The 21,893-nt window shown below is 59.3% G+C and carries 19 protein-coding genes; 15 read left to right on the forward strand and 4 right to left on the reverse strand.

Going from position 1 to position 21,893, the window contains the following annotated elements; translation table 11 throughout:
* The first annotated feature begins 33 nt into the window (after positions 1–33).
* From EGO56_RS07155 to EGO56_RS07225, 15 genes are all read left to right on the forward strand, one after another.
* A complete protein-coding gene (locus EGO56_RS07155; RefSeq protein ID WP_135908216.1) occupies positions 34–1,641 on the forward strand; it encodes an ABC transporter substrate-binding protein in 1,608 nt (535 codons plus the stop codon).
* Between the two features lie 41 nt (positions 1,642–1,682).
* A complete protein-coding gene (locus EGO56_RS07160) occupies positions 1,683–2,639 on the forward strand; it encodes an ABC transporter permease (protein ID WP_013358372.1) in 957 nt (318 codons plus the stop codon).
* On the forward strand, positions 2,636–3,487 hold the full coding sequence (locus tag EGO56_RS07165) for an ABC transporter permease (protein ID WP_013358371.1): 852 nt from the start codon (positions 2,636–2,638) through the stop codon (positions 3,485–3,487). Before EGO56_RS07160 ends, EGO56_RS07165 begins: the two co-directional genes overlap by 4 nt.
* Positions 3,484–5,148 carry an ABC transporter ATP-binding protein gene (locus EGO56_RS07170; protein ID WP_135908218.1) on the forward strand — a complete coding sequence of 555 codons (1,665 nt, stop codon included), beginning with the start codon at positions 3,484–3,486 and terminating at the stop codon, positions 5,146–5,148. The genes EGO56_RS07165 and EGO56_RS07170 overlap by 4 nt, the downstream gene beginning before the upstream one ends.
* Before the next feature lie 138 nt (positions 5,149–5,286).
* A complete protein-coding gene (locus tag EGO56_RS07175; protein WP_135908220.1) occupies positions 5,287–6,618 on the forward strand; it encodes an NAD(P)/FAD-dependent oxidoreductase in 1,332 nt (443 codons plus the stop codon).
* Positions 6,619–6,629: 11 nt separating this feature from the next.
* Positions 6,630–7,472 carry a GNAT family N-acetyltransferase gene (locus EGO56_RS07180; protein WP_135908222.1) on the forward strand — a complete coding sequence of 281 codons (843 nt, stop codon included), beginning with the start codon at positions 6,630–6,632 and terminating at the stop codon, positions 7,470–7,472.
* Positions 7,472–8,398 (forward strand): 2-hydroxyacid dehydrogenase, encoded by a 927-nt coding sequence (locus tag EGO56_RS07185; RefSeq protein WP_135908224.1) that lies wholly within the window; start codon positions 7,472–7,474, stop codon positions 8,396–8,398. The genes EGO56_RS07180 and EGO56_RS07185 overlap by 1 nt, the downstream gene beginning before the upstream one ends.
* 1 nt (position 8,399) lies before the next feature.
* On the forward strand, positions 8,400–9,533 hold the full coding sequence (locus EGO56_RS07190) for a M20 aminoacylase family protein (RefSeq protein ID WP_135908225.1): 1,134 nt from the start codon (positions 8,400–8,402) through the stop codon (positions 9,531–9,533).
* Between the two features lie 113 nt (positions 9,534–9,646).
* Positions 9,647–10,963, forward strand: coding sequence for a 4-aminobutyrate--2-oxoglutarate transaminase (gene gabT / locus EGO56_RS07195; RefSeq protein ID WP_135908227.1), 1,317 nt, complete (start codon positions 9,647–9,649; stop codon positions 10,961–10,963).
* A 165-nt stretch (positions 10,964–11,128) separates the two neighbouring features.
* Positions 11,129–11,641: an Lrp/AsnC family transcriptional regulator gene (locus tag EGO56_RS07200; RefSeq protein WP_010247853.1), complete on the forward strand. Its 513-nt coding sequence runs from the start codon at positions 11,129–11,131 to the stop codon at positions 11,639–11,641.
* A 251-nt stretch (positions 11,642–11,892) separates the two neighbouring features.
* On the forward strand, positions 11,893–12,339 hold the full coding sequence (locus tag EGO56_RS07205) for a GNAT family N-acetyltransferase (protein ID WP_135908229.1): 447 nt from the start codon (positions 11,893–11,895) through the stop codon (positions 12,337–12,339).
* An 18-nt stretch (positions 12,340–12,357) separates the two neighbouring features.
* Positions 12,358–14,400, forward strand: a complete 2,043-nt coding sequence (locus EGO56_RS07210; RefSeq protein WP_135908231.1) for a hydantoinase/oxoprolinase family protein — start codon at positions 12,358–12,360, stop codon at positions 14,398–14,400.
* A 1-nt stretch (position 14,401) separates the two neighbouring features.
* On the forward strand, positions 14,402–16,360 hold the full coding sequence (locus EGO56_RS07215) for a hydantoinase B/oxoprolinase family protein (protein ID WP_135908233.1): 1,959 nt from the start codon (positions 14,402–14,404) through the stop codon (positions 16,358–16,360).
* A gap of 62 nt (positions 16,361–16,422) precedes the next feature.
* The gene (locus tag EGO56_RS07220) at positions 16,423–18,204 is read left to right on the forward strand and encodes a thiamine pyrophosphate-requiring protein (RefSeq protein ID WP_135908235.1); all 1,782 of its coding nucleotides are present in this window, start codon (positions 16,423–16,425) and stop codon (positions 18,202–18,204) included.
* A 98-nt stretch (positions 18,205–18,302) separates the two neighbouring features.
* Positions 18,303–19,145, forward strand: a complete 843-nt coding sequence (locus EGO56_RS07225) for an oxidoreductase (RefSeq protein WP_135908236.1) — start codon at positions 18,303–18,305, stop codon at positions 19,143–19,145.
* Positions 19,146–19,214: 69 nt separating this feature from the next.
* Here EGO56_RS07225 and EGO56_RS07230 read toward each other — a convergent pair whose 3' ends face one another.
* From EGO56_RS07230 to EGO56_RS07245, 4 genes are all read right to left on the reverse strand, one after another.
* Complete coding sequence (locus EGO56_RS07230) at positions 19,215–19,451, reverse strand: hypothetical protein (protein ID WP_135908238.1); 237 nt, start codon at positions 19,449–19,451, stop codon at positions 19,215–19,217.
* Positions 19,438–20,004: a hypothetical protein gene (locus EGO56_RS07235; protein WP_135908240.1), complete on the reverse strand. Its 567-nt coding sequence runs from the start codon at positions 20,002–20,004 to the stop codon at positions 19,438–19,440. Before EGO56_RS07235 ends, EGO56_RS07230 begins: the two co-directional genes overlap by 14 nt.
* Before the next feature lie 396 nt (positions 20,005–20,400).
* The gene (locus EGO56_RS07240; RefSeq protein ID WP_135908242.1) at positions 20,401–21,048 is read right to left on the reverse strand and encodes an RES family NAD+ phosphorylase; all 648 of its coding nucleotides are present in this window, start codon (positions 21,046–21,048) and stop codon (positions 20,401–20,403) included.
* Positions 21,041–21,751, reverse strand: a complete 711-nt coding sequence (locus tag EGO56_RS07245; RefSeq protein WP_135908244.1) for a hypothetical protein — start codon at positions 21,749–21,751, stop codon at positions 21,041–21,043. The genes EGO56_RS07240 and EGO56_RS07245 overlap by 8 nt, the downstream gene beginning before the upstream one ends.
* Positions 21,752–21,893: the final 142 nt, after the last annotated feature.

Below are 21,893 nucleotides of genomic sequence, written 5' to 3' on the forward strand. Positions count from 1 at the left end.
ATCCCGGTTCGCCTGACTATTGAGGGTAGAGAGATGAGTAAATTTGATAATAACGACGCTGATGCGGTAAATCCGGCACTGACGCGCATGATCACCGAAGGCTCGCTGTCACGCCGCAGCCTGATGAAGATTCTTTCCGCCGGTGCGGTGATGAGCAGCGGGCTGGTGGGCTTTTCCGGGGCGGCACTGGCGGACGACAAGCCGGTCAAAGGCGGTAAACTGCGGGCGGCAATGTCGAATGCTTCCGCCACCGACACACTCGATCCGGCGAAAAGTAACAACAGCGCGGATTATACCCGTCAGTTTATGTTCTACAGCGGCCTGACCGAACTGGACAAAAACCTGATGGCGCAACCGGCGCTGGCCGAATCAGTGGAATCCAGCGACGGCATCACCTGGCATATTAAACTGCGGAAGGGCATCACCTTCCATGATGGCAAACCGCTGACTGCTAAAGACGTGATCTTCTCACTCAGCCGACACAAAGATCCGGCCATCGCCTCAATCGCCTTTAAGCTGGCCGATCAGTTCAAAACCTTCAGTGCGGTCAATGATAACGAGGTACAGCTGGAGCTGAACAGCGCCAACTTTGACGTCCCTTACATGCTGGCGACGCCGCCATTTTTGATTGTCAAAGACGGCACCACCGACTTCAGTAAAGGCATCGGCACCGGTCCGTTTGTCTGCAAAACCTTTATGCCAGGCACGCGCACCATCGGCACCAAAAATCCCAACTACTACAAGCCCGGTCTGCCGCATCTGGATGAGGTGGAGCTGATTGGCGTCACTGACAACGCGGCGCGTGTCAATGCCCTGATGTCGGGCGATCTGCAGATGGTCTCCACCCTGAGCGCCGCAGACTGCAAACGCATCAAAGCCAGCAGCGAGTTTGGCATACTGGAAAGCAAATCAGGCATGTACACCAACCTGATTATCCGTACCGACGTGAAGCCGGGTAACAACGAAGATTTCGTGCTGGCGATGAAATATCTGCAGCCGCGCGAAATGCTGGTGAAAACGGTACTGCAGGGTTACGGCGACGTCAGTAATGACACTCCGGTTCCGCCGTGGCATCCGCTTTACAACGCCGATCTCAAACCGCGTCCGCTCGATATAGAAAAAGCGAAGTTCCACATTAAAAAAGCCGGCATGGCGGGCGCTACGGTAGAGATCATCACGACGCCCAACATTGAAGGGGCGAACGAAGGCGGGCAGATGATCCAGCAGATGGCGCGCGGGGCAGGGCTGAACATAAAAGTGCGACGCGTGCCGTATGACGGTTACTGGTCTTCGCACTGGATGAAAGATCCGGTGGGATATGGCTCGATAAATCCGCGTCCGACGCTCGACATGCTCTTCTCACAGTTTTATCTCTCTACCGCACCGAATAACGAGTCGGGCTGGAAAAATCCGCAGTTTGATCAGCTGGTGGTCGCCGCGCGCGGAGAACGCGATCAGGCAAAGCGCAAACAGATGTATGGCGACATGCAGACGCTGATTTATGACCACTGCGGCACGATCATCCCGACCTTTATCAGCTCCACCGATGGCTACAACAAAAAGGTCAAAGGGGTCGAAGCCTGGCCGTCAGGCATGATGATGGGCTATCGCTTCCATGAGTTTGCCTGGCTGACCGCCTGATCTCAGCCTGTCCCATCAGGCTATTTATAAGGAGTTCGCCGATGAACCGATACATGCTGTTCCTGATTGCCCGGCGCATTGGCGCCGGCATCCTGACGTTGCTTATCGTCTCGGCGGTGGTGTTTTTCATCACCAGCCTGCTGCCGGGTGACGCGGCGCAGATGATCCTCGGCCAGAACGCCACGCCGGAAACGGTGGCGGCGTTACGGCAGCAGCTGGGTCTCGATCAGCCTTTACTGGTGCGCTACCTCCACTGGCTGACGGGTATGGTGCAGGGTGACTTTGGCATCTCGTTTGCCAGCCATCTGCCGGTCTCGCAGCTGGTGGCGCAGCGCATACCCGCCACCTTTGAACTGGCGGGCATCACCACGCTGATCTGCGTACCGCTGGCGCTGATTATCGGCATTATCGCGGCGATGAACCGCGGTTCAAGGCTCGATCGGGCGCTGGTTATCGGCACCATGGCGACGGTGGCCGTGCCGGAGTTCCTGGTCGCGACCGTGGCGGTGCTGATTTTCGCCGTCAAACTGCACTGGGTGTCGGCGATGTCGTTCGGCAGTCCGGACAGCGACCTGCTGAGCTACCTCAAAGCCTATGCGCTGCCGGTGCTGACGCTCTGCTGCGTGCTGGTGGCGCAGATGGCCCGCATGACGCGGGCCGCCATTATCAACCAGCTAGACAGCCCCTACCTGGAGATGGCGCTGCTGAAAGGGGTGTCGCCGCTCCGCGCCGTGCTGCGTCACGCGCTGCCCAACGCGGTCGGACCCATCGCCAATGCGATCTCTCTCAGTCTCTCCTACCTGTTTGGCGGGGTGATCATCATCGAAACCATCTTCAGCTATCCCGGTCTGGCCAGCCAGCTGGTGGATGCGGTCAGCAACCGCGACCTGCCGGTGGTGCAGCTCTGCGTGATGCTGTTCGCCGCCTGCTACCTGGTTCTGCTGCTGGCGGCCGACATTCTGACTATCGCCTTTAACCCGAAATGGAGAAGCGCATGAATACACTCTTGTTGCCCTGGCGTTTCTTACAGTCGCTCTCCTGGTCGGGCCGGCTGGGTCTGATCATGTCGCTGTTCTGGCTGCTGATGGCGGTATTTGGCACGCCACTGGCCCCGCACAGCATTGATGACATCGGCGGCGGCCCGCTGATGGGCGGCATGACGGCCGATAACCTGCTGGGGACCGACTACCTGGGGCGCGACATGCTGAGCCGTATCCTCTACGGCGCGAAGTTCTCCATCGGCCTGGCGCTGAGTGCGGCGCTTCTGGCCAGCCTGATCGGCACGCTGCTGGCCCTGCTGGCGGCGGTAACGGGACGCTGGCTGGAGGAGCTGCTGGGCCGCGTCAACGATGCCCTGCTGGTGCTGCCGGGCAAGGTACTGTCGCTGATGATTGTCGCGGTGTTTGGCTCCTCGCTGCCTATGCTGATCCTGACGGCGGTGTTCACCTACTGGCCGGGCGCATTCCGCATTGCTTTTGCCATGGCCAGCTCGCTGCGCAGCATGGATTACGTCCGGGCATCACGGCTGCGGGGCGAAAGCCGCTGGTATATCGCCATTCACGATATCCTGCCTAATATGGTGCACCCGATGCTGACGGACTTTGGCCTGCGCTTTGTCTACATCGTGCTGCTGCTGAGCGGCCTGAGCTTCCTCGGCCTGGGGGTGCAGCCGCCGTACGCCGACTGGGGCACGCTGGTACGTGAAAATATGCAGGGGCTGTTTGATGGCTCGCCCGCGGTACTGATGCCCGCACTGGCAATTGCCAGCCTGACCATTGGCGCCAACCTGTTTATTGACAGCCTGCAGGCGATGCGTCCGATGACGCTGGCGAAGGAGGGAGCATGAACGTGACACCACATACCGCTATGCCGGTGATTTCGGTGGATAAACTGCGCGTTACCGCGCAGACCGATCGCGGCGAAGAGATCGACCTTGTGTCGGACATTCACTTCACGGTGCAGAAGGGCGAGGTGCTGGCGCTGATTGGCGAATCCGGCTCCGGAAAAACCACCATCGCCATGGCACTGATGGGCTATGCCCGCAATGGTTGCCGCATCGCTGAGGGCAATATTCACGTTGCGGGTACCGACGTTAACAGCCTGACGCCGGGCCAGCTGCGCGCGTTTCGCGGTAACAAGGTCGCCTATATCGCCCAGAGCGCCGCGGCGTCATTTAATCCGGGCATGAAGATCCTCGACCAGGTGATTGAGCCGGTGGTTATTCACGGCACGATGACCCGCAAAGACGCGAAAGCCAAAGCGATCGGCCTGTTCCGTGAGCTGGCGCTGCCCAATCCTGAGACCATTGGCGACCGGTTCCCGCACCAGGTGTCGGGCGGTCAGTTACAGCGCCTGATGACGGCGATGGCGCTGATTGGCGATCCCGACGTCGTGATCCTGGATGAGCCCACGACCGCGCTGGATGTCACCACGCAGGTGGAAGTGCTGAAGGCGTTTCGCCGCGTGGTGGTGCAGCGCGGCGTCACCGCGATCTACGTCAGTCACGATCTGGCCGTGGTGGCACAGATGGCTGACCGGATTCTGGTGCTGCTGCGCGGTAAAATGGCGGAGTATGGCAGTACCGCGCACCTGATTGGCGCGCCGCAGGCGGAATACACGCGACTGCTGATGGAAGCGGCACGGCAGAAAGAGCGGCCCAGCAACTGGTGTCCGGCTGCCGCCGATATTCAGCCGCTACTGGAAGTGCGCGATCTTAACGCCGGTTACGGCCCGCGCAACAGCGACGGCCAGCCGAAAATACGCATTCTGGAGGAGATTAACCTTAAGCTGTGGAAAGGGCAGGCGACTGGCATCATCGGCGAGTCAGGCTCGGGCAAAACGACGCTGGCTCATGCGATTGCCGGTCTCAACGCGCCAAGCCACGGGCATATCCTGTTTAACGGCCACTATATTGCCGGCGATATGCAGAAACGTCCTGACAACGAGCTGCGGCGCATTCAGTATGTATTCCAGATGGCAGATACCGCGCTGAATCCGGCCCACAGCGTTGAGCGTATCCTGTCGCGGCCGCTGACGCTGTTTCATGGCCTGAGTGGTGCAGCCCGGCAGCAGCGACTTTATCAGCTGCTGGATCTGGTGCAGCTGCCGCGCAGCGTGCTGTGGCGGCGTCCCTGGGCGCTCTCCGGCGGTCAGAAGCAGCGCGTCAATCTGGCGCGTGCGCTGGCAGCGGAGCCGGATCTGATTTTGTGCGATGAAGTGACCTCGGCGCTGGATACCGTGGTCGCCGCCGCCGTCCTCGACTTAATCAGCGAACTGCGTCGCGAACTGGGGCTCTCGGTGATCTTCATCAGCCACGACATGCATGCGGTGCGCGCGGTGTGCGACGAAATTGTGGTGATGAAAAGCGGTCGCATCGTCACCCAGCTGGCACGCAATGACTACGACAAGCCGACCAGCGAGCTGTATTTCGAGCGGCTGAAACGCGCGGTGCCGGAGCTGCGTCAGGGCTGGCTGGATGAACATGAAGAGATTTTAAAAGCGGAGTGAGTGGCCGCTGAGCCTTACGGGCAACTGAATTTATCCGTCTGCGCAGTAGTGATGTGCAAGGCAGGCGGCGTGGGTCAGCGTACAGCGGCGATGTCGCCGTGCGCCAGACCCGATACTGACAACAGAGGTCATCTTGTTATGCCTGCACCGATTCGTTATGTACAGGACAGTGCTGACTTTCCCGATTCCGCCGATGTGGTGGTGATTGGCGCCGGTATCGCCGGTGCCGCCGCCACCTGGGAGCTGGCGAAGCAGGGAGTGAAGGTGGTGCTGATTGAAAAAGGGCTGGTCGGCGCTGAGCAGTCGAGCCGCAACTGGGGCTGGTGCCGCCAGCAAAATCGCGATGAGCGTGAGTTGCCGCTGATTATCTATGCGCTGCAACGCTGGGGTGAGCTAAATGAAGAAACCGGTGAAGAGCTGGGTTTCCGCCGCAGCGGGCTGGTTTACGCCACCCAGGAGGAGTCGGATATCGCAGCCTGGGATAAGTGGAACCAGATGGCGAAAGGCTATGGCATGCGCAGTTCGATTCTCACCGCAGAGCAGGCTAAAGCGATGACGCCCGGTAGCACCACAAACTGGCTGGGCGGTCTCTCGTCGCCGACCGATGGTCATGCTGAGCCGCGCCTGGCCGCACCGGGGCTGGTGGCGGGCGCGCAGAAAAAGGGTGCACTGCTGTTTCAGCAGTGCGCAGTCCGCGGGCTGGATATCGCCGCCGGACGGGTCAGCGGCGTCTGGACCGAGCGCGGTCTGATCAAAACCAGCCGGGTTATCTGTGCCGCCGGGGCCTGGACCTCCATGTTCTGCCGTCGTCACGGCATCGACCTGCCGCTGGGCAACGTGATTGGCACTGCCTTCCGCACGCAGCCTATTGAGCAGGCGATCGCTATGCCGCTCTACACGCCGGGCTTCGCCTGTCGCCCACAAATGGATGGCAGCTATACCGTCTCAGTCTCAGGCCGAGGACGTCTTGAGCCGGGCGCACAGGGGCTGCGCTATGCCCGTCAGTTCTATCCGACCTTTAAAAGCCGCCGCAAGAATCTGACCCTGAATCTCGGCCTGTCACCGTTCTTCAACGGCCCTGAGGCAATGGGCGGCTGGTCATTCGACCGCGAGTCGCCGTTTGAGCGGATGCGCATTCTCGATCCGGCTGCCGATGCAAAAATCGTAGAAGAGGGGCTGGCGGCAATGCGGCGTGAATATCCGGCGCTGGCGAATCTCCGGCTGGCGCAGTCATGGGGCGGCATGATTGACAGTACCCCGGACGCGATTCCGGTGATCTCCACCGTGGCGAAACTGCCGGGACTGGTGCTCTCGGCAGGTTACAGCGCCCACGGCTTCGGTATCGGACCGGGTGCAGGACGACTGGCGGCTGACCTGGCGACCGACGCCACACCCATCGTTGATCCTCAGCCGTACCGCTACAGCCGTCTGGTTGACGGCAGCGGACTTGACACGCCAGGCATGATGTAAGGAGAACGCGAATGAGCCTGACCATACGCGCAATGACGCCAGATGATATTGAAACCTGTTTCACCTTAACGCAGCTGCTGAAATGGCCCCATCGCCGTGAAGACTGGCAGCTGGCGCTGCAGCTGGGCGAGGGCACGGTAATAGAAGAGCAGGGCAAACTGATTGGCAGCGCAGTACTCTGGCGCTGGGGTGACCATGCCGCCACGGTGGGACTGGTGATTATCGATAACCAGCAGCAGGGACGCGGCCTCGGCAAGCAGCTGATGCTGGCGCAGCTGGAAAAAGTGCCCGACGTTAACGTGCGTCTGCATGCCACCGAAATGGGCAAAGGGCTGTATGAGAAGCTTGGGTTTGTCAGTTGTGGTGAGATCCGCCAGCACCAGACGCGTGCCGTGACCACGCTGCCAGAGGTGGTGATACCCGCGGGGCTGAAACTGCGCCCGGCGACAGCAGCCGATCATGACACGCTGGTGACGCTGGATCAGCAGGCGCACGGCATGCATCGCCCGGCGCTGATTGAGCATCTGCTGCGCGACTGCCAGACAGTGCTGTTGCAGGATGCGCAGCAGCGGATTCAGGGCTTTGCCAGCCTGCGCCGCTTTGGTCACGGCTGGGCGATAGGCCCGGTGATCGCAGCAGACTTTTCGATGGCTCAGGCACTGGTCGCCTCGCTAATGCAGTCGCTGCAGGGTGAATTTCTGCGCATCGACACCGACGCCGCGCTGCCGATGGCCGCCTGGCTTGACAGTCTTGGCATTCCGCAGGTCGATGCGCCCACCACCATGGTGCGCGGCACGCCCTGGACGCCGCAGGGTATGCAGGCATTTGGACTGATGACGCAGGCGATGGCCTGATGCATATCGTCTATAAATCGGAGCCGGAACGTGGGCGGATCTGGCAGCGCTGGCTGGCGGAACATGCGCCTGATATTCAGCTGCATCTCTGGCCGGAGACCGGTGATCAGGAGCAGGTTGAGGCGCTGGTCGCCTGGCAGCCACCCGAAGACATTCCGGCACTGTTTCCCCGGCTGAAACTGCTGTTCTCGGTGGGGGCGGGTGCCGACCAGTTTGATTTCAGCGCGCTGCCGCCTGACCTGCCGGTGATAAGAATGATCGAGCCGGGCCTGACGCAGGGCATGGTGGAATATGTCACCTTCGCGGTGCTCGGTCTGCATCGCGACATGCCGCGCTATTTCCATCAGCAGCGCCAGCAGCAGTGGCAGCCTCATGCAGCCATACCTGCCGGGCAGCGTCGGGTCGGCGTGATGGGGCTGGGCGAACTGGGGCAGGCTGCGTTAGCGCAGCTGGTGGCGCTGGGCTTTGACTGCGCAGGCTGGAGCCGCACACCGCGCGAGTGCCCCGGCGTGCGCTGCTGGTACGGCAACGATCAACTCGCTGACTTCCTGGCGCACAGCGAGATTCTGGTCTGCCTGCTGCCGCTGACCGACACCACTCAGGGTTTACTGAATCAGTCGCTGTTCAGCCAGCTACCGCACGGCGCGGCGCTGGTACAGGCCGGGCGCGGCCCGCAGCTGAATGATGATGATCTGCTGAAGGCACTGGAGAGCGGTCAGCTGCGTGCCGCCGTCGTTGACGTCACCGATCCGGAGCCGTTACCGCCGGGCCATCCCTTCTGGCACCATCCCGCCATCTGGCTGACGCCGCACATTGCCAGCCAGACGCAGAATGAGAGCGCCATTGCGGCGCTGCTGGAGAACCTGCGGCGCTACCAGCGTGGCGAGCCGCTGCACGGTGAGATTGACCGTTCGCGAGGATATTAAAATGGAACATTTAGTGGCACTGCGCCGCGACCTGCATACGCACCCGGAACTGGGTTTTCAGGAGCAGCGCACCAGCGACATCGTGGCGAACTTCCTGCACCAGCTGGGCATTGAGGTGCATCGCGGCATCGGTAAAACCGGCGTGGTCGGGATACTGAAGAAGGGCAGCAGTGAACGCATGATTGGCCTGCGCGCCGACATGGATGCGCTGCCGATGCAGGACCAGAGCGGCACGGAATGGCAAAGTCAGGCAGAGCAGGTGAGTCATGCCTGTGGCCACGATGGTCATACCGTGATGCTGCTGGGTGCCGCTGAAAAACTGGCGCGGGACGTCAGCTTTGACGGCAGCGTCTGCTTTATCTTCCAGCCAGCCGAAGAAGGACTGGCGGGTGCAAAAGCGATGATCGACGACGGTCTGTTCAGCCGCTTTCCCTGTGAGGCGGTCTACGCCATTCACAACTGGCCGGAACTGCCGCTCGGTCAGGTAGAGACCCGCCCTGGCCCGATTATGGCGGCGGCCGACCGCTTTGATATCCGGGTGCTGGGCGGTGGCGGTCACGCCGCGCAGCCTCACCTGACGCGTGACACTTTGCTGGCGACCAGTGAACTGGTGGTGCAGCTCAATACGCTGGTTTCACGCGCTTTGGATCCGTGCGAAACCGCGCTGCTTACCGTCACACGGATGCAGGGCGGCTTTTCACACAACATGATCCCGGCCGAGGCGAGTATCACCGGCACGGTGCGTACCTTCAGCCCGGCGGCCCAGGATACGATTGAAGCACGGCTGCGCCAGATGGCGGAGCACGTCACGGCGGCTCATGGGTTGCACGCAGAGGTGAGCTATCAGCGTTACTACCCGGCGACGGTGAACAGCGCGACGGAAGCGCAGTTTTGCCTGGAAGCGCTGACGCAGGCAGATATCCCGGCTGACACCGCGGCCAGACCCGCGCTCACCTCGGAAGATTTCGCATTTATGCTACAGGCGCGTCCCGGTGCCTATCTGTGGCTGGGATCGGCACCCTGTAAGCCATTGCACCATGCCGCATATGACTTCAACGATGCGCTGATCCCGCATGGCGTTAACGTTTTTGTCGCGCTGGTACGCCAGGCGCTGGCAGAGAAATTTCCCTGCTGAATGCAGCGGGATTTTGACAGGAAATGCCGCTGCCTGGGGAATTACGGCAGCGTGAGAAACCAGCGGGTTGCGATACTTGAGCCAACCGAACGTTACGTGGATGAGGGTTTAAAATGCAGAATGTCATGGCAGAGCAGCAAGCATACTCCGATAACAGCCTGTTACTGGATGCACGCGAGCAGAACGTGCCGCGCGGTGTAGTGACCGCCCATCCGCTGGTGATTGAACGCGCCAGAGGCAGTGAAGTGTGGGACGTTGAGGGCAATCGCTATCTCGACTTTGTTGGCGGCATCGGCGTGCTGAATGTCGGCCACAATCACCCGGCGGTAGTCAATGCGGTAACCCGCCAGCTTGGTCTGGTGTCACACGCCTGTTTTCAGGTGGTGGCCTATCCGGGCTACATCGAGCTGGCGCAGCGGCTGAACAAACTGGTGGGCGGCGATGAGGCGTACAAAAGTGTCTTCTTCACCAGCGGTGCCGAAGCGGTGGAAAATGCGGTGAAGATTGCCCGCTCATACACCCAGCGCCCCGGCATTATCGCGTTTGATGGCGCGTTTCATGGCCGCACCCTGCTGGGCGTTACCCTGACCGGCATGTCCGCGCCATACAAACAGAACTTTGGCCCGTTCCCCGGCGACATCTACCGTCTGCCCTTCCCGAATCCACTGCACGGGGTGACGGAAGCGGACTGCCTGAAGGCGCTGGACCAGCTGTTCGCGGTGCAAATCCTGCCGGAGCGTGTGGCGGCGATTATCATTGAACCGGTTCAGGGCGACGGCGGCTTCCTGCCAGCCGGACCAGCCTTTATGCAGGCGCTGCGTCGCATTACCAGCCAGCACGGCATTCTGCTGATTTGTGATGAAGTGCAGTCCGGCTTCGGACGCACCGGCACGATGTTCGCTTTCCAGCAACTGGGTATCAAACCGGATTTAATCACCCTGGCGAAAAGTCTGGGCGGCGGTCTGCCGATTTCCGGCGTGGTGGGACGGGCGGCGATCATGGATGCGCCCACGCCTGGCGGGTTAGGCGGCACCTACGGCGGCAATGCGCTGGGCTGTGCGGCAGCGCTGGCGGTGCTGGATCTGTTTGAACAGGAGAACCTGCTGCAGCGTTCCTGTCAGCTCGGCGAACAGCTCAATGCCCGTCTGCGACAGCTGGCGGATAAATATGCCTGCATCGGTGACGTGCGCGGCGTGGGCTTTATGCAGGCGGTGGAAATTCTCGATTTCGAAACCGGACGTCCCGATGCGGCGCTGACTCAGAAGATCCTCGACAGCGCCTGTCAGGAAGGCCTGCTGCTGATCAAGTGCGGCCTGCATCGCAACACCATCCGTTTCCTGGCACCGCTGGTCACCACCGACTCACAGCTGGAAGAGGCGCTGCATATTTTCGATATTGCGCTGGCCCGTGCCACTGGCCGGCTGGGTTAAACCGCATTCCTCATTGATTTTGTTAGAGTAATTTGAAAATCTCCCGCTGGTATAACCACTGCGAAGCGCTGGCGCGTTTACGGTAAAGCATGTTATATCTTCGGGAGGTTCTGAACATTTGATTGAGCGCCTGGCCCAACAGGCTCTGACAATGAGGGGGGTGCTATGAACGGCTTAATGAAACTCGACCGCATCGACATCAACATCCTGGTGCAACTCCAGAAAGATGGCCGTATCAGCAACGTTAACCTCGCCGACGCCGTAGGCCTCTCGCCCAGCCCCTGTCTGCAACGGGTCAAACGTCTGGAACAGGCCGGTTTTATCACCGGTTATGAAGCGCACATTAATCTCACCCGCATCACCGATTCAGTGACCGTCTTTACCGAAGTCACCCTGTCGGGCCATCGCCGCGAAGACTTTATGAAATTTGAAAGTGCGATGCGCGACGTCGATGAACTGATGGAGTGCCATCTGATCACCGGCGGCTATGACTATCTGCTGCGCTTTATTACCCGCAGCATTGAACATTACCAGGAAGTGATTGAGAAGATGCTCGACGCGCAGATCGGCATCGATAAGTACTTCAGCTATATCGTCATCAAATCCCCCATCATGAAAAGCAGCGTGCCGTTACGATCGCTCATCGGCAAACATAACTCAGTCGAATTCGGCGTATAACGGGCGGTCGCCCCTCGCCACCTCCCCGGTGGAGAGGGCGGCCACACGCATTATCTCTGTCTGCTGTTCACCACACCCGCCTTTGCTCACAGACCGGCTTCCTGTTCCTTTAACCTTTGCGATTTTTCCCTCAGCATAAAATTTTTTCCCTGCCCAAAATTCAGTCGCTCTGTCCGGTTTTGTCGCGTGCTACGGCCTCAATCGTTGAGCGAACCCTTTTACACTGAATTCAACCGATACAAGGAGTTGTCATGGACTCATTACAGATTGCTGACCAGCAGTGGCAGCGCGATGCGTTCACTGTCTCTACCGATCGCCAGCGGCTCGATCTGGCCTGGATCCACATCCAGCTGGCGGAGAAATCCTACTGGGCTAAAGGCCAGCCGGAAGCGAAAACCCGGCGGGCGATTGCCGGTTCGCTGCCGTTTGGCCTCTATCACCAGCAGGAACAGATTGGCTTTGCCCGACTGATCACCGACTACACCCGCTTTGGCTGGCTGTGCGACGTGATGATTGATGAAAGCTGGCGTGGTCACGGGCTGGGCAGCTGGCTGGCGACCTGCGTCCGGGAACACCCGGAGCTGCAAACGGTGCATCGCTGGATGCTCTCGACCCAGGATGCGCATGAGGTCTACCAGCGGCTCGGCTGGCGTGTGGTGCAACATCCCGAGACGCTGATGGAATTTCCCCCTTCCTGACACTGGAGTTAACCCGATATGCGATACCGCGTTGGCGTGGATATTGGTGGTTCCTTTACCGATTTCGCCGTGCTCGATCAGCAAACGAACCAGATCCACACCCTGAAGGTCCTGTCGCGACCGGACAAGCCTGGCAGCGAAATCTTAACCGGACTGGCGCAGTTTCAGCAGCAGGGCATTGACCCCGCTGAAATTGGCTACTTCACTCACGGCACCACGGTAGGCATCAACGCGGTGATCCAGCGGCGCGGTGTGCGGCTGGCGCTGTTTGCCACCGAGGGCTTCTGCGATGTGCTGGAGCTGGCCCGGCTGAAAATCCCGCATATCCATGACCTTTTCTCACGGCGTGCAGCACCGCTGATTACCCGCGACAGGGTATTTGCCATCCGCGAACGCAGCGACGCGCAGGGCAACATACTGCAACCCGTGGATCGCCAGAGCGTGCTCGACGCTATCGAACAGGCACGCGCCGCCGGCTGTCAGGGCATCGTGGTCTCGCTGCTGCACAGCTATCGCAACCGGCACAATGAAGCGGCGGTAAAAGCGATTATCGATGAGGTGGCGCCTGAACTGCTGACCTCTTGTTCCGCCGACATCTGGCCGATCATCCGCGAATATGAACGCACCATTACCGCCACCATCAACGCCTACGTGCAGCCGATGGTGATCCACTACCTGGAATCCTTTGAGCAGGCGCTGAAACGGCTTGGCGTGAAGCCGCCGCCGCGCATTACCAAATCCAACGGCGGGGTAATGGGCGTTGACCAGGCGAAGCGCGAATGCGTGCAGATGGTGCTCTCCGGCACCGCCTCCGGCGTGATTGGTGCCAGCTATCTCGCCAGCGCCTGCGGTTTTGACAAAATTCTCAGCCTGGATATCGGCGGCACCAGTGCCGACGTGGCGGTGATCATCGACGGCAAGGTGGCGCAGGGCAATGGCGAAATCATCGGGGATTTCCCAATCTTTATTCCTTCCGTCGCTGTGACCTCGGTGGGTCAGGGCGGCGGCTCGCTGGCGTGGATTGATGGGCAGGACGTATTGCAGATGGGGCCGGACAGCGCCGGTTCGCTGCCGGGTCCGGTCTGCTTCCAGCGCGGCGGCACGCAGCCGACCGCCACCGATGCCTTTGCCGCCTGCGGCATGATGGGCCACGGCGCACTGGGTTATGATGCGGTGACGGTTGATGTCGCCGCCGCCTGTGCCGCCTGGCAGCCGCTGGCGGATGCGCTCGCTATTTCGGTCGAAGAAACCGCCGAAACCGCAATCCAGCTGGCCATCTCCAGCATGTACAGCGATACCAGCGGCCTGCTGTCGCGCTTTGGTCTCGATCCCCGTGAATTCTGGTTCCTGGCCTTTGGCGGCGCGGGGCCGATGATGGGCTGTTTTCTCGCCCGCGAACTGAACATGAAAGGGGTGATCGTGCCGCCGACGCCGGGCGTGCTCTCCGCGCTGGGCGGGCTGGTAGCGGACATCCGCAACGACTTTATCCGCACGCTCTACGGCGATCTGACGCCTGGGCTGGCCGACACCTTAGCCAGTGAAGCCGAAGCCTTGCAGCAGCGCGCCTGCGGCTGGCTGGCGCAGGAGCACGGCAGCGACATGCCATACAGCCTGCAGTTCAGCGCGGATATGCGCTATCGCGGTCAGTCATTTGAGATCGACGTGCCGCTGGAGGCGAGCTGGCTGACGCAGGCGGACTTCGCTGCGCTGCATGACGCCTTTGATCGTCAGCATCAGCAGCTGTTTGGTCACTGTGACCCGCAGGCGCCGGTGCAGCTGATTAATCTGCGGCTGGTCATCACCTCGCCGACGCCGAAACCGGTGATCAATACACTTCCCCCCGCCACAGCACCCGTACCGGTGCTGAAACAGACCCGAGCCTGGATCGACGGCGGCTGGCATCAGGTGGACTTAGTGCTGCGTTCGGTGCTGCGCGCCGGACATCAGCTCAGTGGCCCGGTCATCATCGCCCAGGACGATTGCACCACCTGCGTGCCGCCCGGCATGGGCGTCACGGTCGATTCATTCGGTAACCTGCTGATCACGGCGAACGAGGCATAACATGGCGATTGATGGACGTAACTTACAGATTCTGGCGAACTACTGCGCCGCCGCTGCCGATGCGATGGCCTTTACGCTGATGCGCACCGCGCACTCCACCTTCGTCAAAGAGACGGAAGATTTCTCCTGTCAGATTGTCAGCCGCAGCGGCCTGGCGTTTGCCTCGCCGCGCAGCTTTGGCGCGCCCTGGTACAGCGGCATCGACTATGCGCCGGTGCTGGCGCTGATAGAGGAATACGCCGAGGGCGATATCTGCATCACCAACGACGCCTACGCCGGCAACGTGGCGACTCATTCGCCCGATATCCACATCTGGAAGCCGGTGTTCCATCAGGGCGAAATCGTCTGCTTCGTGGTGGGTCACATTCATAACACTGACGTCGGCGGCGCCGTGCCTGCCTCGCTGTCGCGCTCACTGACCGATATCGTGCAGGAGGGGATCCGCATCCCGCCGCTGAAGATCATGCAACAGGGGCAGCTCAATGAAGAGGTCGCCAGTATTATGCGACTCAACGTACGGGTGCCAGACCAGAACTGGGGAGATTTCAAGGCGCAGCTGGCGTCGGTGAACGTGGGCGAGCGCAAAATCCACGACATCATTGCCCGCTTTGGCATCGATGATTTCCTGCAGGGCATTGAGGGCATTCTCGATTATGCCGAAGCGCAGGCGCGCACGATTATCAGTACCATTCCCGACGGTGAATACTTTTATGCCGACTACGCCGATGAAGATGGCGAGGGCGGTTATCCCTGCCGCATCGCCATTACGCTGCGGGTGCAGGGTGATCGGCTGGAGCTGGACTACACTGGCAGCGACCCGCAGCTGGCGTCGTCGCTGAACATGCCGACCGGCGGGCGCGAGCGGCATCCGCTGGCGCTGGTGGGCGTTACCTATGTGCTCTCCACCCTTGATCGTTCACTGCTGCTCAACGCCGGTACGCTGCGGCCGACCCGGGCAATTCTGCCGCCAGGCACGGTGATGAACTGTGAAGCGCCCGCAGCGGTGGGGATGCGCTCGCTGACCTGTGCGCTGTCGCAGATTGCGACGATTGGCGTCTTCTCGCTGGCGATGCCGGACCGTCTGCCCGCGAATTCACCGGGCGGCAACTCGATCATGAACATCCGTACCCAGACGCACAACCGCAGTGTGGTCGCCTCACTGGGTCCGGTGGGCGGCGGCGCGGGCGGCACGCCGCGTCATGACGGACCCGACGGTTCCGGCGGCCTGTCTGCTTTCCTGAAAAATACCCCGATTGAGATCAACGAAGCGGAAGTGCCGATTCGTTTTCATCGCTACGGACTGGCGCAGGACAGTGCCGGAGCCGGACGCTATCGCGGCGGCTTAGCCACCGAAATGGCATTCGAGATTTTCTCGCCCAACACCACCATTACCGCGCGCAACCGTAACCGGTCGGTGTTTGCCTCGGCGGGTGTGGTGGGCGGGCAGAGCGGCGCGCTGTCGACCTTCCGTACCCGGCGCAACGGTGAAGTCATTAATCACGGTAACACCGATGTGATCCACTGCCAGCCAGGTGATGTGGTCGACGTGCGCGGCCCCGGCGCAGGCGGATACGGCCTGCCATCGCAGCGCGATAGTGAGGCAGTCATGCAGGATGTGCGCTGTGGCTATCTCAGCGTGGCGGCGGCCAGGGCGCAGTATGGCGTGGTGGTGGTTGATAATCGCGTGGATCGGGAAGCCACAGAGCGCCTGCGCGCTGACATGCCACAGCACCCATTGCACCATTTTGAGCACGGCGAAGCACGCCAGCGCTTCGAAACGCTCTGGACGCCACAGCGTTATCAGGCACTGACCACATTCCTGGCCAGCGCGCCGGTCAGCTGGCGTCATTTCCTGAAAACCCAGGTATTCCGGGCGGTGGAGGAGACAGGCGAAACGGCGGATATGAATCAAATATTCAGTGATTTGCGTCAGCGATACCCGGCAATGGCGAACAGTTAACGGCGATGGCTCATCGTCTACTACGCTTTAAGTCTGTAAGGACAACGAGGGGAAACGCGACGATGAGCATGAAAACCAGTGATTTTTTTGTCCAGCGCCTGAAAGAGTGGGGCGTCACACGCATTTACGGCTACCCGGGCGACGGGATTAACGGCGTGCTGGGAGCGATTCAGCGCGCGAACGCTAAAGGCGACGGCATCGAATTTATTCAGGTGCGCCATGAAGAGATGGCGGCCTTTATGGCGGCCGGACACGCGAAATTTACCGGCGAGCTGGGCGTCTGCCTGTCAACTGGCGGACCGGGTGCAACCCACCTGCTGACCGGACTCTATGACGCCAAAATGGACCATGCCCCGGTGCTGGCGATTGCCGGACAGGCAGAAGCGACCGCGCGCGGTGCCAGCTACCAGCAGGAGATGAATCTGGATCGCATCTTCTCGGACGTCGCCAACTTCGTTCAGGAAGCCTCGACCACGACCCAGGTGCGCCATCTGCTGGATCGTGGCGTGCGCATCGCCAAAGCGCAAAACGGCGTGGCGGTGATCATCATCCCTAAAGATATTCAGGATGAAGAGTGGCAGCCGCCACAGCATCTGCACGGCTTTACCCATTCCGGCAGCGGCTATCAGCGTCCTAAAGTCATTCCTTACGAAGCGGACCTGCAACGCGCCGCCGACGTGCTTAACGCCGGTAAAAAAGTGGCGATTCTGATTGGCGCAGGCGCACGCGACGCCGCCGTTGAGGTGGTGCAGGTCGCCAATGTGCTGGGTGCAGGCGTGGCAAAAGCGCTGCTTGGCAAAGATGTGCTGCCGGACGATGCGCCTTTTGTTACCGGCTCGATTGGCCTGCTCGGCACCAAACCTTCATCTGATTTAATGCAGAACTGCGACACCCTGCTGATGATCGGCAGTGGCTTCCCGTGGACGGAGTTCCTGCCGGAAGAGGGCAAGGCGCGTGCCGTGCAGATTGACATCGATCCGGCCATGCTTGGCCTGCGCTATCCCAGCGAAGTCAATCTGCATGGCGATGCGGCTGAAACGCTGCGCGCGCTGCTGCCGCTGCTGACCCACAAAGAGGATCGCAGCTGGCAGGAGGATATCGCGGTTCAGGTGCGTGACTGGTGGACGCTGATGGAAGAGCGCGCCATGGCACCTGCTAATCCGGTCAATCCGCAGCGGGTGGTGTGGGAGATGTCACCCCAGTTGCCGGACAACGCGATTGTCACGTCAGATTCCGGCTCCTGTGCCAACTGGTTTGCCCGCGACTATCGCGTGAAGCAGGGTCAGCGTGCCTCGCTCTCCGGCGGCCTGGCCTGTATGGGCGCGGCGGTGCCTTACGCGATTGCAGCAAAATTTGCCCACCCGGAAAAACCGGTGGTGGCGCTGGTGGGTGATGGCGCGATGCAGATGAACAACATGGCTGAGCTGATCACCATCCAGAAATACTGGCAGCAGTGGGCCGATCCGCGCCTGATCGTCTGCGTGTTCAACAACCAGGATCTTAATCAGGTCACCTGGGAGCAGCGCGTGATGGAGGGCAATCCACGCTTTGACGCCTCGCAGCAGCTGCCGGACGTGAAGTATGCCGAGTTTGCGCAGTCGCTGGGAATGATCGGAATTTTTGTCGATAATCCTGACGATCTGGCGGGGGCCTGGCAGCGTGCGCTCAGCGCCGATCGCCCGGTATTGCTGGAGGTGAAAACCGATCCGGAGGTCGCACCGTTACCGCCGCACATCACCTTTAAGCAGGCAAAAGCCTTTATGGCGTCGATGGTGAAGGGTGATCGCGGAGCGGCGCAGATCATCAGCGACACCGCCAGTCAGCTGTTTCATAAAAAGCATTAAGGGCTAAGTGAGGCGGTCGCGCCTCGCTAACCTTGATCCCCGGATGCACTCGCGTCCGGGTCTTAAACCACATCATCAAACTTATCGGGAGTCTTAACATGACTGCTCATTCCAGCCCTGTCTGGTTAATCTCGGGATGTTCGACCGGTTTTGGTCGTGAACTGGCGCAGCAGACCATCGCGCGTGGTTTTAAGGTCGTGGTGACGGCGCGTGATACGTCGTCGATTGCCGATCTGGTTGAAGGACACGACAACGCACTGGCGGTGGCGCTGGATGTGACCCGTCAGGCGAGCATCGACCAGGCCGTCAGCGCGGCACTGGACGCGTTCGGCACCATTGATGTGCTGGTAAACAACGCCGGTTACGGCTATCAGAGTTCGGTGGAAGAGGGTGTGGAAAGTGAAATCCGCGCCCAGTTTGATGCCAACGTTTTTGGCCTGTTCGCCCTGACGCGCGCCGTGCTGCCTGCGATGCGCAAGGCGCGCAGCGGTCATGTCATCAACATTACCTCTGTGGCAGGCCTGATTGGCTTTGCCAGCTCAGGCTACTACTCTGCCAGCAAACATGCGGTGGAAGGCTGGTCCGATTCGCTGGCGCTGGAAGCGGGGCCGCTGGGCATTCACGTCACCTGCGTCGAGCCCGGTCCGTTCCGCACCGACTGGGCCGGACGCTCACTGCACCAGACGCCGAGTAAATTGCCGGAATATGCAGAGACCGCGGCTGCGCGAATGAAAGCCACCGCCGAATACAGCGGTACTCAGAAAGGCGATCCGGCACGGGCCGCCGCGGCGATGATCGCCATCACCGAACATGACAACCCGCCACGCCATCTGGTGATGGGGGCCTGGGGCCATGACGCCGTGACCAGCAAGCTTAAAGAGCGCCTTGCTGAGATCGAAGCGTGGAAACAGACGTCAGTGGAGACGGATTTTCCGGAGTAGAAGTGAGTGCTCTGGGGGTGGCGGGAAGCCATTAAAATACGAAAGGCCCGTTTATCGGGCCTTTAAGCGCTAGTCGAGTGCCTTAGCTTCCTGCGTTTCACGCGCATTCAGCTCTTTCAGCTCTTTCAGCTTACGGCGCAACAGGGGAGATGAGGAACGTTTTCTCGCCTGAGCTAACTGGGCTTTAATGGCGGGCAGATCGGGCCGGGCCAGCCACTCAGCAATCAAAAGTGCCCTAAACTCTTTATATCGGGTTTCAACCGGAGCCAAAGGGGTTGTTTCATCGTGTGTATCATAAAACGACATAGCAAGCTCTCCCTGTAGTCACTACTTTATAAGCCTGGAAACAGTCCGGGATTAAAGGTTGCGGCGCTTTCTTTGGCAACCCTGTTCGGCGATTGTAGCGTAGTTCATTTTTTAACCCAAGCATGGCGTCATAAATCTCTTCAAGGGGAGTCGGACGATTGCGTTCAGCGATCTCTCCCGACGCAGGCTGGAAAATAAAACCGCCGATAGAGAAGCTTTCATGGTGTGCCATTAACGCAAGTACTACGCTTTTTAAAACGACTGCACTACCTAATCCGGGAATGCTGATGTGGCGAAAATCGCCCAGGCAATCCAGACCATCGAACACGTCAAAACAGACCTCAGCCAGGCCATTAACCGGAAAGGAGATACCTGTTGGCATCCGATATCCGATGCGGATAAAGGTCTTTTCATCTATCCGGTCGCCAACGATGACAGTGTAAGTTTCGCTACCGACAACAAAAACGTAGCTGTGATAAATCTGGCGATCATAAATGAATCTTTTTCGTCTGATTTCGTAGTTTTCGAGATAAATATCTTCTTCAATGTGCACTTCTCATCCCTGCCGTAGCATATGAATCCCTGAAACTCGATTTTTCAGTTGCTGTTGAGATCCGTCAAATATCCATATTAAAAGTGTGGCTATGCATTCCAGCATTTCATCTGCTCTTGCTGATTAACAACATCGTTTTGTAAGCCCTGTCGCAAACTAGCTGACAGGCCCACTTTGGACGAGCGAATCCTGCAAGCTCAAAGAGTGTCTGGCGGAGATAGAAGTGAGGAAACAGACGTCAGTGGAGACGGATTTTCAGCGTAACCGACAGGGCATGGATACCTTGCATGCGGTCAGAACGAAACGTGGATCAAGCAGCGGTAAGTGTTGAATTGCAGGATGCGTATGGCTGAGACGTTCATTAGAATTCCGGGCTTTACATTTCAGAGCTTCACGCTAAAACCCGGAAAGCAGAATCAGCGCCATCTCATTCGCCAGTGCGCTGAGTTCACGTTCCACATCTGCTGACTCTGAAGCGGACTGAGCATCAAGCGTAATGTCCAAATCTTCAGCACAGATACGATCGCCAAAAAGCATTAATGCCTTATCGCCATGCTGCTTCGAAGACCACTGAATTCCCTGTGCCTCTGGGTTAGAGTGATGTATCTGCTCAGCCCATTGTCGGGTTTCCGGGTAGTGATCGGCAGTTGAACCCAGTAGCTCACCTTGCGTAATGCCATGTTTTTTCATAAAGCGTGGATTGAGATCCACCAGCTTTATCTCTTCTTTAGGGGTGAGCTGACTGTGTGCCAGCTTATTCAGCACCGTCAGGTCTACGGGCGTATTCTCACAGGGCACAGGAAGATCGTGTAATACCGTCTCCATCAGGGCAACAGCCAGCGTTTTACCGCCATAAAGCGTCGGTATGATGCGACCCGCACGATCAGCAATTGGGCTGAAACGTCCAACGCCTTTTCCTGGATTAAACTCCGCAGCGCCATACTGCGACCAGTGAATGCGGTCAATCGTTTTACCTTTCGGCCAGGAGACCAGAGAGACCGATAAATCATCATCTTTGCCGGGTGTTTTGATCTTTTTAGCCATGAACCGGACCGTCCTTTGCCCGCTGTGCCGCCTCCAGTACTTTTGCCGGTTCCGACGTTATCAGATTCTTAGGTTTTTCATTACCGAGCCAGCTATTTGGCGTGCCAAACCAGACGGCCAGGGTCCATGGCGTTTTTGATTCTCCAAACAGCGCGATGATCTTTTTCATCAGCGGCAACGGTTGACCGCCAACGTCCAGCCCATAGGCCGGATAAAGATCCCTGCCTTCGGAGGAAAGTGCAAAAATCTTACCGGCTCGCTTCCACCGGTTAGGTAATCCGCTGGGATTTTTCACACTGGTACTGCTACCAGCGCGGCGTGAAACTTCCTGCGCAGGCAACCACTCGCTGTCGTCCAGAATATGCTTCCTGAGTTGTTCCAGCTTTGTAGTGTTACTCACTGTGACCGGCGGCCTGGTCTGTTCTGCTGTCGCCATCTCGCCAGCGCTGAAAGGTGACTTACCGTGACTGGCGAGCTGACTGATGCCCGATACCGCCCGGAACGCGGCATCCAGTGCGATTTTAAAGGCGGCTTCATCCACAGCGTCGGGACGCTTCACCACATAGTATTGCGCTGGCTCATCATGGCAGTGCGGGACTGACACTGTAATCTCTGCTTGTCCATCCTGGGAGCGGGAAGAGGAAATACTGCCTGCCGGCACGGGTATGACGTCGAAGCCAGTGGTTTTATCAGATCTGATCATGATTTTGCTCCTGCTGGCAAAATGCAAATATCGAATATCAACAATATATCGTATATAGCGAAAGCCCTCCACGTAAACTGATCAAAAACCATCCAGCGACTGACTGAGCTTTGGCATGACAAGCGCTGAGGAACTGCTCGCC

The organism is Pantoea vagans, assembly GCF_004792415.1.
Lineage (GTDB): Bacteria > Pseudomonadota > Gammaproteobacteria > Enterobacterales > Enterobacteriaceae > Pantoea > Pantoea vagans.

Coding starts and splice junctions, on each gene's coding strand:
- EGO56_RS07155 (WP_135908216.1), top strand. CDS start 34: ATGAGTAAATTTGATAATAACGACGCTGATGCGGTAAATCCGGCACTG.
- EGO56_RS07160 (WP_013358372.1), top strand. CDS start 1,683: ATGAACCGATACATGCTGTTCCTGATTGCCCGGCGCATTGGCGCCGGC.
- EGO56_RS07165 (WP_013358371.1), top strand. CDS start 2,636: ATGAATACACTCTTGTTGCCCTGGCGTTTCTTACAGTCGCTCTCCTGG.
- EGO56_RS07170 (WP_135908218.1), top strand. CDS start 3,484: ATGAACGTGACACCACATACCGCTATGCCGGTGATTTCGGTGGATAAA.
- EGO56_RS07175 (WP_135908220.1), top strand. CDS start 5,287: ATGCCTGCACCGATTCGTTATGTACAGGACAGTGCTGACTTTCCCGAT.
- EGO56_RS07180 (WP_135908222.1), top strand. CDS start 6,630: ATGAGCCTGACCATACGCGCAATGACGCCAGATGATATTGAAACCTGT.
- EGO56_RS07185 (WP_135908224.1), top strand. CDS start 7,472: ATGCATATCGTCTATAAATCGGAGCCGGAACGTGGGCGGATCTGGCAG.
- EGO56_RS07190 (WP_135908225.1), top strand. CDS start 8,400: ATGGAACATTTAGTGGCACTGCGCCGCGACCTGCATACGCACCCGGAA.
- gabT (WP_135908227.1), top strand. CDS start 9,647: ATGCAGAATGTCATGGCAGAGCAGCAAGCATACTCCGATAACAGCCTG.
- EGO56_RS07200 (WP_010247853.1), top strand. CDS start 11,129: ATGAACGGCTTAATGAAACTCGACCGCATCGACATCAACATCCTGGTG.
- EGO56_RS07205 (WP_135908229.1), top strand. CDS start 11,893: ATGGACTCATTACAGATTGCTGACCAGCAGTGGCAGCGCGATGCGTTC.
- EGO56_RS07210 (WP_135908231.1), top strand. CDS start 12,358: ATGCGATACCGCGTTGGCGTGGATATTGGTGGTTCCTTTACCGATTTC.
- EGO56_RS07215 (WP_135908233.1), top strand. CDS start 14,402: ATGGCGATTGATGGACGTAACTTACAGATTCTGGCGAACTACTGCGCC.
- EGO56_RS07220 (WP_135908235.1), top strand. CDS start 16,423: ATGAGCATGAAAACCAGTGATTTTTTTGTCCAGCGCCTGAAAGAGTGG.
- EGO56_RS07225 (WP_135908236.1), top strand. CDS start 18,303: ATGACTGCTCATTCCAGCCCTGTCTGGTTAATCTCGGGATGTTCGACC.
- EGO56_RS07230 (WP_135908238.1), bottom strand. CDS start 19,451: ATGTCGTTTTATGATACACACGATGAAACAACCCCTTTGGCTCCGGTT.
- EGO56_RS07240 (WP_135908242.1), bottom strand. CDS start 21,048: ATGGCTAAAAAGATCAAAACACCCGGCAAAGATGATGATTTATCGGTC.
- EGO56_RS07245 (WP_135908244.1), bottom strand. CDS start 21,751: ATGATCAGATCTGATAAAACCACTGGCTTCGACGTCATACCCGTGCCG.